Source organism: Mycobacterium sp. IS-836 (assembly GCF_001954275.1).
Lineage (GTDB): Bacteria > Actinomycetota > Actinomycetes > Mycobacteriales > Mycobacteriaceae > Mycobacterium.
In genome coordinates, this window is the sequence record NZ_MBEU01000009.1 from 168870 (window position 1) to 183583 (window position 14714).

The 14714-nt window shown below is 66.8% G+C and carries 14 protein-coding genes; 9 read left to right on the plus strand and 5 right to left on the minus strand.

Translation table 11 applies throughout. From position 1 onward, the window contains the following. Nucleotides 1–63: 63 nt before the first annotated feature. Nucleotides 64–759: a histidine phosphatase family protein gene (locus A5747_RS04155; protein ID WP_369804987.1), complete on the plus strand. Its 696-nt coding sequence runs from the start codon at nt 64–66 to the stop codon at nt 757–759. Here the strand turns inward: A5747_RS04155 and A5747_RS04160 are convergent. Further along, nucleotides 756–1394 (minus strand): class I SAM-dependent methyltransferase, encoded by a 639-nt coding sequence (locus A5747_RS04160; RefSeq protein WP_076122380.1) that lies wholly within the window; start codon nt 1392–1394, stop codon nt 756–758. The two genes, A5747_RS04155 and A5747_RS04160, sit on opposite strands and share 4 nt — an antisense overlap. A 543-nt stretch (nt 1395–1937) precedes the next feature. On the opposite strand from A5747_RS04160, the gene A5747_RS04165 reads away from it, so the two are divergent. Beyond that, the gene (locus A5747_RS04165; protein ID WP_076122381.1) at nt 1938–2909 is read left to right on the plus strand and encodes a YihY/virulence factor BrkB family protein; all 972 of its coding nucleotides are present in this window, start codon (nt 1938–1940) and stop codon (nt 2907–2909) included. On the opposite strand, the gene A5747_RS04170 is transcribed toward A5747_RS04165, so the two are convergent. Then, nucleotides 2906–4039, minus strand: coding sequence for a BTAD domain-containing putative transcriptional regulator (locus A5747_RS04170; protein ID WP_076122382.1), 1134 nt, complete (start codon nt 4037–4039; stop codon nt 2906–2908). The genes A5747_RS04165 and A5747_RS04170 overlap by 4 nt on opposite strands. Nucleotides 4040–4062: 23 nt before the next feature. After that, entirely contained in the window at nt 4063–5427 is a 1365-nt protein-coding gene (locus A5747_RS04175) for a serine/threonine-protein kinase (protein WP_369804988.1), read from the minus strand. 136 nt (nt 5428–5563) lie between these two features. On the opposite strand from A5747_RS04175, the gene A5747_RS04180 reads away from it, so the two are divergent. The 7 genes from A5747_RS04180 to A5747_RS04210 all read left to right on the plus strand — a co-directional run bounded on the left by A5747_RS04180 (nt 5564) and on the right by A5747_RS04210 (nt 11919). Continuing rightward, nucleotides 5564–6745, plus strand: a complete 1182-nt coding sequence (locus A5747_RS04180; RefSeq protein ID WP_076122384.1) for a hypothetical protein — start codon at nt 5564–5566, stop codon at nt 6743–6745. A gap of 64 nt (nt 6746–6809) precedes the next feature. Next, on the plus strand, nt 6810–7457 hold the full coding sequence (locus A5747_RS04185; protein ID WP_083700090.1) for a hypothetical protein: 648 nt from the start codon (nt 6810–6812) through the stop codon (nt 7455–7457). Nucleotides 7458–7525: 68 nt separating this feature from the next. After that, nucleotides 7526–8425, plus strand: a complete 900-nt coding sequence (locus A5747_RS04190; RefSeq protein WP_076122386.1) for an NHL repeat-containing protein — start codon at nt 7526–7528, stop codon at nt 8423–8425. Between the two features lie 11 nt (nt 8426–8436). After that, nucleotides 8437–9180 (plus strand): esterase, encoded by a 744-nt coding sequence (locus A5747_RS04195; RefSeq protein ID WP_158070249.1) that lies wholly within the window; start codon nt 8437–8439, stop codon nt 9178–9180. A 43-nt stretch (nt 9181–9223) separates the two neighbouring features. Then, nucleotides 9224–10456 carry a hypothetical protein gene (locus tag A5747_RS04200; protein WP_233147945.1) on the plus strand — a complete coding sequence of 411 codons (1233 nt, stop codon included), beginning with the start codon at nt 9224–9226 and terminating at the stop codon, nt 10454–10456. A gap of 48 nt (nt 10457–10504) precedes the next feature. Next, on the plus strand, nt 10505–11215 hold the full coding sequence (locus A5747_RS25360) for a glycoside hydrolase (RefSeq protein WP_369804989.1): 711 nt from the start codon (nt 10505–10507) through the stop codon (nt 11213–11215). Beyond that, the gene (locus tag A5747_RS04210) at nt 11212–11919 is read left to right on the plus strand and encodes a Type 1 glutamine amidotransferase-like domain-containing protein (RefSeq protein WP_076122388.1); all 708 of its coding nucleotides are present in this window, start codon (nt 11212–11214) and stop codon (nt 11917–11919) included. Before A5747_RS25360 ends, A5747_RS04210 begins: the two co-directional genes overlap by 4 nt. On the opposite strand, the gene A5747_RS04215 is transcribed toward A5747_RS04210, so the two are convergent. Together A5747_RS04215 and A5747_RS04220 are read right to left on the minus strand one after the other, a co-directional pair. After that, a complete protein-coding gene (locus A5747_RS04215) occupies nt 11861–12187 on the minus strand; it encodes an STAS domain-containing protein (RefSeq protein WP_076122389.1) in 327 nt (108 codons plus the stop codon). The genes A5747_RS04210 and A5747_RS04215 overlap by 59 nt on opposite strands. Then, entirely contained in the window at nt 12187–14691 is a 2505-nt protein-coding gene (locus A5747_RS04220; RefSeq protein WP_076122390.1) for a SpoIIE family protein phosphatase, read from the minus strand. The genes A5747_RS04215 and A5747_RS04220 overlap by 1 nt, the downstream gene beginning before the upstream one ends. Between the last annotated feature and the right edge of the window lie 23 nt (nt 14692–14714).

Consider the following 14714-nt stretch of genomic DNA (forward strand, 5'->3'; position numbering starts at 1 on the left):
ACCCGTCGGGTGCCCAACAACGGGCCGCGGGCTTTAGACTGCTCGCGTGAATCCGGTGAAATCGTGCTAACCCTGCGGCGTTTCGTCGCCGTCGTCGCCGTCTCGGTGCTGGGCGCGGGCTGCGGCTCGGCGCATGCGACGGGCCCCCGCACCATTACGTTGACGCTAGTGCGACATGCCCAGTCGGCGGCCAACGCGTCCGGCTTGATCGACACTTCAATCCCCGGCCCGGACATAACCCCCAAGGGGTGGTGTCAGGCGACGCTCGCGGCCACCCAATTGGCCCCCAATCACTACGACGGCATCTACGCCTCGCCCCTGATCCGCACGCAGGAGACGGCCACACCGACGGCGCAGGCGCTGGGTGAAGCCGTCACCGTGCTGCCCGGGCTGCGGGAGATTGAGGCGGGCCAGTACGAGGGCACCCCCGAGGCCGACATCCCGCAGACGTACTTCGCAGCACCCCGGCGATGGCTGCAGGGTGACCGGAGCGCGCGGATCCCGGGCTCGGTGGACGGCAACGAGTTCGACGCGCGGTTCGACGCTGCCGTCCAACAGATTTACGACAGCGGCGAGCAGAACCCCGTCGCCTTCTCGCACAGCGCGGCGATCATGTTCTGGATGCTGATGAATGTCCGCAATGTCCCGCCGCAGCTGACCGCCAAGCCGCTGCCGAACGTCGGGCGCGTGGTGATCACCGGAAATCCCTCCGACGGCTGGACATTGACCGACTGGGATGCCGATCCCCCGCAGTGCTAGGGGCTCTTGGTGCCGACGGTGATCAGATCGGACACGATCTGCGTCCACAGCGGTCTCGGGATGCGGTGCTGATCGGTGACGGTGAACCCCGCGTTCTCGAACAACGACCGCATCTCGGTTGGCGACGCGTTGTGCTGAGGTTTCCACCTGTTGGCCGCCGAAGCCTGCAGCCGCGGTTGCCGAGTGCTTAGGGCGCTGACGGCCACCAGGCCGCCGGGGGCCAGCACGCGGTGGAATTCCCGCAGCGCCGCCGGCTGGTCGAAGAAGTGAAACGCCGACGTCGTCACCACGGCGTCCAGGGCCCCTTCGCCGAAGGGCAGCTGTTCGGCCGGACCGCGCAGCCATTTCACCCGGTCGGACCTAGCGCGGGCTTTCTCGAGCATGCCGTCGGACATGTCGATCCCATAGATCTCATCGGGTTGCAGTTCGCGCTGGATCCGGTCGCTGAGAATGCCTGTGCCGCAGGCGATGTCAGCGATCCGGCGGGCTCCGTGCTCGCGTAACTGGGCGATGACCTCGTCGTGCGGCGGGCGGTACACCCACTGCTGCAGAATCGGCAGGTCGTAGGCCGGGGCCAGGAAACTCCATAGCCGCGTGACCGCGCTGTTGAGTCCCCGGCGTTGCGGTGCCGTCATGCGCTCATTGTGCCCCGGCGCCAGGTGCGCGGGTAACTGCGATCAAGTTCGCCTAGCGGCCCGGGCCACCTGGCCCACCGGGTCCCCCTGGCCCGCCAGGACCACCAGGCCCGCCCGGGCCGCCAGGTCCCCCCGGCCCCCCAGGTCCGCCGGGTCCATTGGCGGCAGGGAGCACGAACACGCATTGGCTCAAGTCAACGCTCCAGGCCCAGCCCGGTGCGCAGGGTTCATCGGCCCGGCTCACCGCCGGGGAGACGAGTGCGGGCAGCGGCAGGCCCGCCAACACAAGAGCGAACGCGCCAATTGCGCAACGCCGCCGTAAATCGCTCATTGGCCTATCTTGCGCCTGCGGACGCGCTCGCGTTCCGGATTGGCGATTTTGGCGGGGCTTCGATGTCCCGAACGTGACGGTGCGGTCACGTTCGGGGCCCAGCGTGACTGCAGCGTCACGCTCGACCGCCGCGATTGACGGTGGGCGAACGCGGGTATTACCTGGCCAACCCATCAATTGGGTGTCGGCTTCTGGGGACGAAGTGAGCGGGGATGGTCGGCTGGCTGGACAGGCTGCAACGACGGAACCGTGCCGTCGGTGTCGTCATTGCGGTCATCTACAAGTATCTCGATGACCAAGGCGGTTACCTGGCCGCGCTGATCACCTACTACGGCTTCGTCTCGTTGTTCCCGCTGCTTCTCCTCCTGACCACCGGTCTCGGGTTGGTGCTCGCCGGTCACCCCGCTCTGCAACACCAGGTTCTGCAGAGCACGTTGAGCCAGTTCCCGGTCATCGGGAGCCAGCTGCACGAGCCACACGGGCTCAGCGGTGGGAGCGTTGCGGTGGTCGTCGGCATCGGCGGCGCGCTCTACGGCGGCCTGGGGGTCGGCCAAGCGGTGCAGAACGCGATGGACTCCGTCTGGGCCGTCCCGAGGAACCAGCGTCCCGATCCGATCCGATCACGAGTGCGCAGCTTGCTACTGCTGTTGGTGCTCGGCTCGGCGGCCATCACGGCCACCGCCCTATCGGCGATCGGCCAGGCCACCGGCTCGCTGGGCGTCTTCGGAAGGATCGGCGTCGCCCTGGCCGCCGTGGCGATCAACGCGATGATCTGCCTGGTGGCTTTTCGGGTGACCACCGCGCGAGCGCTCACCTACCGGCAGGTCTTGCCGGGAGCGATTGTGGCGGCATTCATCTGGCAGATCCTGCAGTGGTTCGGGGCCGGCTATGTAGGGCACACGGTGAAATCGGCGAGCGCCACCAACAGCGTCTTCGCGCTGGTGCTCGGTCTGCTCGCCTTCCTCTTCCTCGTGTCCTCGACGCTGGTGCTGTGCGCGGAGATCAATGTCGTTCTGGTGGAAAAGCTTTACCCGCGCGCGTTGCTCACACCGTTCACCGACGACGCCGTCCTCACCCCGGCGGATCGCAAGACCTACGCCAAACGGGCCAAAGCCGAACGCGTCAAAGGCTTTCAGCGTGTCAGCGTCAGGTTCGGCGACGGCCGCCCCAAGGCCACGCGCTAGCCTCGGTCCGTTTCAAACGTGAATTCGTGGCCGCAGATGCGAATGCGGTCACCATCGGCCAGCGTCGCACTGGTGCGAATCCGCTGACCCGCGACGTCGACCCCGTTGGCGGACTGCAAATCGGTGATGACAAAGCTGTTTCCGGTGTCGACGATCACCGCGTGGTAGCGACTAACCGTGTCATCGTCAACGACGATGTCGTTATCGGACAGTCGGCCGATCCGAGTGGCCGCTCCCCGCAACGGATAACGGCGCCCATCAGCGTCGTGCAGATGTGCGACGGAGGATTCGCGGGCCGGGTCGGTACGCCACTGGAGGGTGCTGGCGGCGCGCTTAGCGGTGGCGCGGGCCGCGTGTTTGACGTCCAGCGGCTCTTGGCGAAGGACCCGCTGATGAAGCCCCTGCAACGTGGGCCCAGGGTCGATGCCCAAATCGTCGGCGAGCGCAGTCTTCACCCGGTCGTAAGCATCGAGTGCATCGTATTGGCGCTCCGTCAGGTAGTAGCCGGTTATCAGCTGTGCCCACAGCGGTTCTCGGTAGGGATGCTCGGCCACCAGTGCTTCGAGTTCTCCGATTATGGAATTAGTTCTTCCACAAGCTATTTCAGCTTCGGCCCGCACGGTAAGCGTCACCAGCTTGTCCTCCGCCAGCGCCGCGGCGAAGGCGTCGACGAATCGAAAGTCGCGCAGATCTTCGAGCACCGGGCCGCGCCACTCCGCAAGCGCATCCGATAGGTGGCCGCTGGCCTGTTCGAATCTGCCCGCGGCCGCGGCCTCGAATCCCGCTTTCCGTGCGATGGAAAAGCGGCCGACGTCGCACGCCTCGTCGGACACGCTGAGCCGATATCCCGGCGGGGCACTGGCCAGGACGGCGGCCGGATCCACGCCGCCACTGCTCACCATTCGACGCAGCCGGGATACGTGCGCGTGCAGGCTGCCCCGGGCCTCGGGCGGGGGGCGTTCCTGCCATGCCGCGTCGATCAACGAGTCAACCGGAACGGTGCGATTTCGATTGATCAACAGCGTGGCCAATACCGCCCGCTGCTTCGCGGCGCCCAACGGCACGTCAATACCGTTGGCGCTCAGCCGCAACGGCCCCAACACCCCGAACCAGAGATCGCCCTGGGCCATCGCGGTAGCAATCCCTTCAGCTCTCACCACAAGTACACGCGCGCGCTTTTCCCCCCGATGCAGGTGATCCAGCTGTCTCCCGGGTGCTGCTGGCAGTGCATGAGGAAATTCGAACCGTCGCAAAGCGCACCGGGCACGGTCTTGCAGTCAACGGCCCCCGGCGCCGAGACGGCCCGCGGTAGCGGGCTGGCGTTGCCGTACTCGGCCCAATACGAGGTCAGCACGCTGTTGGTGAAAAGGCATGACGTTTCGGGGGTTCCCCGCCCGGCATGAGTGCCGAATCCCGTGCCGGTGGGCAAGGAGAAGCCCTGGTCGCAGGACTGATGCAAGCTGCTCAGGTCGGGTCCGGTCAGCAGCGGCGGCAACGCAGTACGCGCGGTCGGGCTCTCCCGCTGCCCGCTCGGCTCATAGACGATGAGCCCGATGACCACCCCAACGGCCGCGAGAACCAGCACCGCGCCGACAGCGATCGCGGTCGGCCGCACCCACCGGCGGCCGCGCTTGCTCGAATCGCGCTGGGGAGGCGCACCCGCCGTGAAAGGTCGAGTGCTGTCCGCGTCGGCTGACGAGATCCCCACGGCACGCTGCGCAGCACGGGCGAGGCTGCCCGCCGTCGCATACCGGTCGTCGGGACGCTTGGCCATGCCGCGCGCAACGACTTCGTCAAGCGCGGCGGGAACCTGCCCAGTCGTCACGCTCGGTCGCGGGGGCGGCACGGCGAGGTGGGCCGCCACCAGATGCTCAAGACTCTCACCGGCGAACGGGGCTTCTCCGGTCAGCGACTCGTACAACACGCACGCCAGCGAGTACACGTCGACACTTGGAGTGGTCGCCTTCTCGTTAAACCGTTCGGGCGCCATGTAATTCAGCGTGCCGATCTGAGTTCCCACCGTCGTGAGTCGCGGATCGCCTTTGGTCTGAGCGATTCCGAAGTCGACGAGATACACGAAATCCGCGGGGGTGACGATGATGTTCTGTGGCTTGACGTCTCGATGGATCAATCCCTCGGCGTGTGCCGCATCCAGGGCAGCGGCGACCTGACTGATGATGCCGACCGCCCGTGCGGGCGCCAGCGGCCCCTGCGCGATCAGATCGAGAAGCGTCTGCCCCTGCACCATCCGCATGTCGATGTAAAGACTGCCGTCGATCTCACCCCAGTCGTGAATTGGTATGACGTGCGGCTCTTGCAGCATTGCCGCCGCCTGGGACTCGCGCTGGAACCGTGTCCGAAACGTTTCGTTGGTCGAAAACTCGTCGGCGAGCACTTTCAGCGCGACCGTCCGCCCTTTGCCGGTGTCGTAGGCCTCGTACACCACTCCACCGCCGCCCTTGCCGAGCAGGCGCGTGATGTTGTACTTGCCGAACGTCGTGCCGACGCGCGAATCCACCGCCATCTCCTTGGTCGTCGTACGACGCAGTATCTCCCCTCAGCAAAAGGTTCGCGCAAGAAACACGCAAGGCGTCCGCCGCAGCCTCTACGTGACCGGGCAACAAGACCCCGGACACGTTTCTGAGGAGTCCGATATGACCATCACGTCCCGCGCGATGTCCGCGCTGATGGCGATAGCGACCGCTGCGGCGACAATCGCCGTCGCGCCGGCCGCGCACGCCGAACCCGCCCCGACGATGGCGGCCCACGGCGTCGAGGCCCCGCTCTCGGCCGTCCCCTGGTCGCAGGTGGGCCCGGGTTGGATGCTCGCGGTGTGGAGCCCGGTTCCCGGCTTGCACACCGGCGAGAAACCTCCCCCCGGGTCACCAACCTGGGAGACCGCCAGCACGACGCTGTATTTGGTTGATCCGGCCGGTGGCCGATACCCCATCACAACCTTCCCGCCGCCGGGCAAGGTTGGTGGGCCGACGTTGGACGACTGGTCGGGCGACGGGACCCGCGCCCTGTTCTCTGCAACAGAAAAGGGCCGAACGGTCGTCACGGAGGTCGACCTGCGCACCGGCGCGAAGACCACCTTCACCACGGAGAACGGCGGCTCCCCTCGCTACACGCGGCCCGACGGCAAGGCGGTGCTGGTGTCCAGACGGAAGGGCTCGGGACCAGGGTCGCTCGAACGCGTCGACCTCGCGGGTAACCACCAGCTGACGTACCCGCTGGGCGAGGATTTCACCTCGTACCTGGCCACCGCGGACGGCACACGGCTGGTGCTGGGCACGCACTCCGGCCTGGCCGTCATGGGCAACGACGGGGTCGCCGGCCAAACAGTCACGATCGCCGGGCAGCGGGACTGCACACCGCTGCGGTGGTGGGACGCGGGCTCGACGATCGCGCTTGCCCGCTGCGGTACCTCCACCACGTCACAGCTATGGCTGGTGCCGATCGACGGCGGAGCGCCGACGGCCCTGACGGCGCCGAACGACGGGCACCAGGGCCCCGACTACGGCGACTTGAACGCATGGCGGCTTCCGACAGGAACGTTCGTACAGGCGGCGGGCGCGTGCGGCGTCGTTTTCCTCGCCAAGCTCAACGGCGACGGCACCACATCGAAGGTCTCGGTGCCCGAGGTGAAGGACGACAGCGTCGTCGTGGTCGGTGTCAATGGCGGCGACCTCGACCTCAAAGCCAGGGCCGGGTGCGGGAGCGGTCAGGCACTCATCGACTACAACCCCGCGACCGGCACCTCGACCGTGCTGCTGGGGCCGTCAGTCAACGGCGGTGGGGTCGTAAGTGCAGTGCCCTATCCGGGCCAGAAGTGAGGCGCAGAACATGCCCAAAACTGTACGCCACCAACAGCTTACGAGCCGCACCTTAATCAACACCGTGACGCTCCTCGTTACCGCGGCGGCATCGTTCGGCATCGCCACCGCGCCGCCCGCCATCGCGGACGCGCAGTGCGGGCCGGGTAGGCCCCCACCCGGTGCGACGAGCAAGGACGTCAGCGCTGCCTACGGCGAGCCCGCCACGCTGTGGATCAGCGACACGGTCGTCGGCATCGTCACCGCCCGGGGCTACGGCGGGGCGCAGATTCATAGCCCCAGCCCCCTGCAGCGCTCCGCGCTACTGATCGACGCCCAACAGGATGGCAACCACCAGATCATCGTCGACACCGGCCGCGAGGCGATCCTGTATGCGGTGTCCGGCTGCGCCATCTCCCCGGTTGTCGATCAACGGGGCGAGCCCTTCCGATTCGATCTCGGACACCGCCGGGGCAACGGCGACGGCATCGGATGCAGCGACCTCGGCGAAGGGCGTCGCCTCGTCGGGCTGCTACAACAGCACGACGACCAGCACGACCCACTCTTGACGGTGCGCCGCACCGAAATTGACCTGAACGGCGCGATGGCGACGATTGGCCGCTCGGACACCGTTACCGCAACTTCGGTTCAAGACCCCGTATGGAGCACGGCAGGCGGGATCAGCTGCGGCGACATGACCATGCAGCGGGACGGCGTTAGGGCCCCCTACTGATGGCACCGCGGACCCGGCACAAGGCCGACGCAAGAATCGCGCAAGGCCTCCGCCGCAGCCTGATACGCATGAGGAAACGAATCGCCTTCGCCCTGGCGGTCGGGATCGCCACGGCGGCACTGTCAACCGCGGGGTGCGCCACGACCATCGCGGGCGCGCCCGCGATGCATATCGCGCCGAGCGCTATCCAGCCGCCGCACCCCGTGACCTATGCCCCGCAAATCGAGTTGCCGTTCGGCAGGTCGATCAACCACCTCGCCGGCGTGGCGGTGGACGGCGCGGACAACGTGTACGCGCTCGACCTGTACTTCGGCCACGTATGGAAGATGGCTGCGGGCACGCGTAACCCAGAGCCGTTGCCGTACATAGGCCTAGGCCGGACCCTCGATGCGGCGGTGGACGCGGCCGGCAACCTCTACGTCACCGATGATTTCCACAAGCGGGTGCTGAAATTGACCCCCGGGACCATGACCCCCGCCGTGCTGCCCTTCACCGACCTCGACGTGATCGCCGGCGTAGCGGTGGACACCGCGGGCAACGTATATGTCAGCGACTCGACCAACAATCGGGTGCTAAGGCTGGCACCGGGGTCCGCGAGCCCGACCACCTTGCCATTCAACGGCATTCACCCCGAGGGCGTGACGGTCGACATCGATGGCAACGTCTACGTCGTCGACTCCGACGGCAAGCGGGTGCTCAAGCTGTTGCCCGGCGCCGGGGACCCAACCGTGCTGCCGTTCGGCGACCTCAAACTGCCTACCCGTGTGGCGGTCGACAGACGCGGCAACGTCTATGTCGTCGACCTCGGGACAGACCGCGTGCTGAAGCTGGACGCGGGCGCGAGCGGCCCAACCACGTTGCCGTTCACCGACCTCAAGGACCCCTGCAGCGTGGCGGTCGATAGCAAGGGCAACGTGTATCTCAACGACGGCCTGCACTTCCGCATCCTCGAGCTGCCGGCCCGGTGATGGACACAGCCATGAAAACCATGTTGCGTCGCATTGCCATCGCCATCGCGGCGACGGCGTCGATCGCCGGAGCGCCGGGTTGCGGCACATCGAGCGTCACGCGTCAGGCCGCGTCGACGACGGTAGCCACATCGCTTGCCGCGCAGGGGCAGTCCGCGTGCGCCGAGCTCAACGGCGACGTCGGCCCCGACAACATCTGCCGCGTGCGGAGCACCACATCGACGTACAAGATCGAGATGACCTTTCCCCTCGACTACCCGGAGATGCCGGCGGTGGCCGCATTCCTGAAGCGGGATCGCGACGAGTTCATCGATTGGGTCGCCCGGTTCGGACCGCGCGATGGGCGTCACCGGCCGTATCAGTATTTCGTCAGGGCTAAGGCCTACCGTTCAGGAAAACCGGACGCGCGCACCCAAAGCCTGGTGCTCGAAATCGACAACGACACCGGCGCCGCCAACGAGGGCCACCCGGATACGACGTTTCGGGCGTTCAACTTCGACTTGGTCAAGCACGTCCCCATCACGTTCGACACGTTGTTCAAGCCCGGGACAAAGCCGATGGATGTGCTCAACCCGATCGTCCGGGCCGAATTAGACGCGCCGTCCGCCGACCTCGACGAGACGACATACCGCAACTTCGCGATAACCGACGAGACAGTGATTTTCTTCTTCGGCCAAAACCAAGTGGTGATGGACCACGCGGGTCCACACAAAGTCGCGGTGCCGCGCATCGAACTCGCATCAATGCTGTCCTGATCTGGAAAGGAAACCAATCATCGTGAGCCACAAGGATGTTCGAGTGCGATCACGACGTGTCACGAGGTGGCGCGCCCGAGTCGGCGTCGTCGCGGTGGCGACGGCACTGGCCGCTGGGTGCTCGCTGTGGTCCGGTTCGATTGCGGCACACAGACCGGCGGCGGAGGCACAGCCGGCGGCCCATGGTGTCGAGGCCGCGATCGGAACCATCCCGTGGTCGCAGGTCGGCCCCGGCTGGATGCTCGCGTTGTGGAGCCCGGCCATCAGCCATCGCCCCGGCGAGAAAGGTGCCCCCGACGAGCCCGACCCGGCCACGGTCACGACGACGCTGTATTTGGTCGACCCGGCCGGTGGGCGCTACCCGATCACCACGTTCCCGGCCGGCTCCACGGCCCGATTGGTCGACTGGTCGGCTGACGGGAGCCATGTCCTCGTCTCCGCGTTCAAACCCGGGTCGTTGCAGGACCACACGGCGATTGCCGTTGACCTTCGCGACGGCAAGCAGACCACGTTCCCCGTCGTCGACGGGGGACCCATCGGCTACGCGCGCCCGGACGGCACGGCGATGCTGATTGGCAAGGGCCACTTCCCCGCTCGGCCGTCGCTCGAGCGCGTCGACCTCGCCGGCAACCGCGAGCTGACGTATCCGTTGGGGCAGGACTACCGGGGAGGCGCCCTCCCTACGCCCGACGGCGCGCAGCTCGTCCTCGGCTCGTCGAAAGGCCTTGCCCTGATGGGCAGCGACGGGACGCCCGGGAAACAGTTGCCGGTACCCGGCAACCTCACCACGTGCTCGCCGGTTCGGTGGTGGACCTCGACGGTGGTTCTCGCGCGTTGCAGCGACGACAACCGTTTTTCACACACGATTCAGCTCTGGCAGGTGCCCGTCGACGGCACGGCGCCGACCGCGCTGACAGCGGTCAACTCGGGAGGCGGCAATGATCCCGGATTCAGCGGCGACCTCGGCGATACCGACGCGTGGCAGTTGCCCAGCGGCACGTTCACGCAGTCAATTGGCGGATGCGGCACCGTTTTTCTGTCCCGACTGACGTCCGACGGGCACGCCACGCGGGTGAAGGTGCCCGGCGTGTCCAACAGTGTGATCGTCAATGGCGTAAGTGGCGACAAGCTGGTACTCGTGGCCACGGCCGGCTGCGGTCCCGGCACTTCGCTGCTGGCCTACGACCCGGCGGCCAACACGTTCAGCACGTTGCTCGGGCCGACCGTCAACGGCGGCAGCGTGACTCAGGCGATCGTTTTTCCCGGCCGAAAGTAGCCGAGTCAACGTCAAAAGATCGCCACACGCGCCGCACCCGGCACTAAAGTGCTGCTGGTGAGCACGAACGTGTTGGCCAACGGCCGGGGCCGATGGTTGGCAATCGTGGCCTCGCTCGTCGTCGCCGCGGCGATGATCTACGCCCAAGACACCAAGCCTCGGTCCTACGTCCAGCCCCCGGCGGCAACTCCGACGGCGACCCCGTCAGCGACCCCGAAAGATCCGGTGGCCGCGCCCCCCGGCGCCCCACACATCGCCAGTCAGGCCGAGGCGGAACAGTTGGCCGCATTGGCGGCAACCGCGCCCACCACCGCCCAGCAATTCCAGTTCCCACTGTCGCCCGGTGTCGCTTCGGAGGACAGGCTGCAGGTCAAGACCATCTGGGCGGCCCGCGTCATCAGCGTGCTGTTTCCGGAGATCAAGACCATCTACGGCTACCGGCAGGATCCGTTGCCGTGGCATCCCAACGGGTTGGCGATCGACGTGATGATCCCGAACCCGCACACGCCGGAAGGCATCGAGCTCGGCAACCAGATCGCGGGGTATGCCCTGGCGAATGCCAAGCGATGGGGCATCAACCACGTGATCTGGCGGCAGAAGATTTATCCCGGCGTCGGCGCGGGAAGCTGGACGGCCGACTACGGATCGGAAACCGCGAACCACTACGACCACGTGCACATCGCCACCAACGGCGGCGGATACCCGACTGGGCACGAGACCTACTACATCGCCTCCATGACGCCCACGCCACCCGCGTGATCCAACCCCTGTATCTGCTGGCGGACAGTCAGCTGCTGTTCTGGAAGCGGCAGGATCGTTTGATCCTCGAGGCGGCCCTCGCCGGATTCGCGCCGCACACACCGCTCCCCGCGGCCTACATCGGTGCCTCCAACGGGGATCGACCGGAGTTCTACGAGATCTTCGAGGCGGCAATGGATGCGATCGGACTCACCGAGCGGCGGATGATCGATTCGTCGTTCGGCCCCGACGACCGCGCGTTCCTGGCGGGTGCGCAGTTGATCGTTCTCGCGGGCGGTGATGTGCGCCTTGGCTGGAACACGTTCGAGAGAACCGGCATAAAGGACGTGATCCTGAACCGGTACGCCAATGGCGCTGTCCTGGTGGGTATTTCGGCCGGCGCCGTCCAACTCGGGCGCTGCGGGATTGTCGAGACGCTCGAATCAATCGAGCTGTTCGATGTGTTCGGACTCGTCCCGATGATTATCGACACGCACGATGAGCGGGCCGAGTGGGCGCGGCTTTCGCGGGCGATTCATTCGCTTCAGGGAGCGAGCACCGGGCTGGGAATTCCCTCTGGCGGCGGGATCATCGTGCACCCGGATTCCACCGTCGAGCCGCTGCGGCGTCCGGCACATGAATTCCGTTTCGACGGCGCGCGCTGCGTCAGCGCTCTGCTGCCGGCGGCGGGGATTCGATCGGGACCAGTTCGGCGAGACCGCTGATCGTCAGGACGGGCATGAGGACCGGATGAGCGATCAGGCGGATGTGGTCGGCCCGGGCGAATAAGGCGTTGACTGCGGCGCTGTCCAAGTATTCGACGGCGGTGAGGTCGACGGTGAGAGTTCCGCCGTCGTTCGCGGCCGCGGTGATGGCGATGCCGAGGGCTTGGTCGAATGCGTCGATGTTGCTCAGGTCGATTTCACCGGCCGCGCTCAGCACGAGTTTCCCGTCGTCGTTGCGCGCGGTGTCGAGGGTAAGCGAGGCGGGCATCAGGTAATCCTCGTGGATAGGTGAACTGTGGTTCCGTCGGTGTCGAGGTTGATGGTGACATCGTGCATCAGCCCTCGCATGAGGGCGATACCCCGGCCGCGATGGGGGTTGGCGGCCGGTTGTGGCGGCTTCCACGAGCCGGTGTCGGCGATCGTCACGAGCAGCTGGTCGACAAGCGCGATCGCGGCCAGGCTGATCGTGCCCTCCGGATCGTCGCGATGACCATGCTCGATGGCATTGGCGACGGCTTCTCCGGCGGCGATGAGCACGTTCAAAGCCTGATCCGGCCCTATCCGGGCTCGGGATAGCCAGGTGCGCAAGGCTTTCCGGGATGAGGCGAGGTTGTTGGCTTCGGCGGGAAACTCCAATTCCAGCGGGGCGGGTTGGCGGTACAGCAAAAGGGCAACGTCGTCCTGATAGCCGCCGCTTGGCGCGAGACCGGACATGATCTCGTTCGCCAAGTCCTCCAAAGGCGAACCGCGGCCCTCCTCGAGGAAGCTGGCGGCGCGGGAGATGCCATCGTCGAGGGGAACACGGCGACGTTCGACCAGCCCGTCGGTGTAGAGCAACAGGGTCGCGCGGGCCGGCAGGGTCACCAGGGCCTCGGGGCGGGGCCGGTCGGGTCGCACGCCCAATGCGATGGTGTGGCCGTCATCGAGCATCCGCGTGGTGCCGTCGGCGTGGACCACGACCGGCGGCGGATGCCCGGCAGTCGAGTACACCAATTCACCGGTGTCGGGGTTGAGCACTGCGCAGACGGCGGTCGTGGATTTGGCGCCGGGAAGCCGGGCGGCGAAGCGATCTAGCCCCGCAAGGGCGGCCGCGGGGCTGGGGTTTTCGAACAGCAACGCGCGGCAAGCGCTGCGCACCTGTCCCATGACGGTCGCCGCGCCGAGGCCGTGGCCGACACAGTCACCGACGATCAACGCGATGCGGCCATCCTCGAGGTCGAAGATGTCATACCAGTCGCCGCCGACTTGCAGAGGTCGGGTGGCGGCCTGATAGCGCACCGCGAACCCGCGCGGCAGATCAGCGGGGCCCAGGATTGCGTGTTGCAGGGCAAGCGCGGTTTCGCGCTGCTGGTCAACTTGGTGCACCCGCTGCAGGCCCTGGCTCAGGCGGCCAGCGAGCACCGTTAGCAAGGTCTGATCCTCGAGGGTGAACGGCCGTTCCTCCGTCAGCTCGATCCAGACAACGAGCACGCCCTCGGGATGCTGCAGCGCGATGGCCGCCGCACCGGGGTTCGTCGTGTGGGGAGTGAGTAGGTCGCCGTCCCGCATCGAGCTGAGCATCTCTCGTGTGTCTGACGGCAGATCGGCCCACTGCGTCGGTTCGCCGACCGAAACCAATTCCGGTGCGCCGGAATCGATTTCCGCAGCAGAGATGTGGGCCAGAAAGGTCACAGCCAGGACTCGGCGCGCCCGCCATAGGCGGCGCAGTTCCTCGGCTGCCGCTTGCACTGCGTCATTGACGTTATCCGCTTGGGCGAGTTCCTGGTTGAGGGCGTGTTCGCGACCTGCAGCCAGCGCCAACGCGATAGCGGCGTGTCGGGCGAAGTCACTCACCAACTCGAGGTAATCGGTGCCGAACGGCGGCTGCCGCGGGCCCCGTGCAACCGCGATCACGCCAAGCACCGCATCGTCCGCGATCAGCGGTATGACGATCGCCGAACGGTCACCGACATCGGTGAACCCCTCGATCGGATATTCGAAGGAGTCAGTGATCAGCGGCAGGCCACGGCGCGCGACACCGCCCGTGGTGGAGCCTTCCATCGGAACCTGCCGACCAATCACCTCCGCGGAGTACCGGCCCGCAGTAGCGGCCACGACAAGGGTGTCGACGTCTTCGGCGGGCAGATCGGGCTCGCTCGGAACCAGCAAAATGGCCTGTTCGGCCGCGGCCAGCTCGAGCGCCAGGTTCACGATGAGTTGCAACGGCCCAGTCTGCGGGTCGCCGGATAGCAGCGCGGTCGTGATCTCGCGGCTGGCCTTCGTCCATTTCGCCGACTCGCGCTCTCGCTCGAAAAGTCGCGCATTGTCGATCGCGGCCGCCGCCGCGGTGGCCATTGCCCGGACGGCTGCCTCCTGCGCGTCGGAGAACAGGTGGGCGGGCCGGTCGTCGGCAAGGTAAAGGGTCCCGAAGTCAGCGCCCCGCACGGTGATTGGTATTCCGAGGAATGCCCGCAGCGGCGCGCCAGGTGTGTGCAGCCCGGCGCCCTGCGGATCAGCGCTCAGATCGTCGAGACGTAGGCCCTCACCTACCTGCAGACCGTCGAGCTGTCGCGCAGTGTCCTCATCGAGCCCCGCACGGACGAAGGAGACGGGTCCGCCGTCGGACGCGCGTATGCCCAGCGCTCCATATCGGGCGCCGGTCAGCTCCATCGCCGCGTTGACGATTCGCTGCAACGTCACATTCAGGTCCAGATCGGAACCGATCTCCACGATGGCGCGCACCAGTCGCTCCATCTGGTCGAGCGCCGCGGCCAGCTCGTCCGGGCGGCTCATCGGCTCGCGCCTGCCCTGCCAGG

What these genes read in the sequence shown, in the direction of transcription:
- A5747_RS04160 (WP_076122380.1), bottom strand. Translation starts at nt 1,394, where the DNA reads ATGACGGCACCGCAACGCCGGGGACTCAACAGCGCGGTCACGCGGCTA.
- A5747_RS04165 (WP_076122381.1), top strand. Translation starts at nt 1,938, where the DNA reads ATGGTCGGCTGGCTGGACAGGCTGCAACGACGGAACCGTGCCGTCGGT.
- A5747_RS04170 (WP_076122382.1), bottom strand. Translation starts at nt 4,039, where the DNA reads ATGGCCCAGGGCGATCTCTGGTTCGGGGTGTTGGGGCCGTTGCGGCTG.
- A5747_RS04180 (WP_076122384.1), top strand. Translation starts at nt 5,564, where the DNA reads ATGACCATCACGTCCCGCGCGATGTCCGCGCTGATGGCGATAGCGACC.
- A5747_RS04190 (WP_076122386.1), top strand. Translation starts at nt 7,526, where the DNA reads ATGAGGAAACGAATCGCCTTCGCCCTGGCGGTCGGGATCGCCACGGCG.
- A5747_RS04195 (WP_158070249.1), top strand. Translation starts at nt 8,437, where the DNA reads ATGAAAACCATGTTGCGTCGCATTGCCATCGCCATCGCGGCGACGGCG.
- A5747_RS04215 (WP_076122389.1), bottom strand. Translation starts at nt 12,187, where the DNA reads ATGCCCGCCTCGCTTACCCTCGACACCGCGCGCAACGACGACGGGAAA.
- A5747_RS04220 (WP_076122390.1), bottom strand. Translation starts at nt 14,691, where the DNA reads ATGAGCCGCCCGGACGAGCTGGCCGCGGCGCTCGACCAGATGGAGCGA.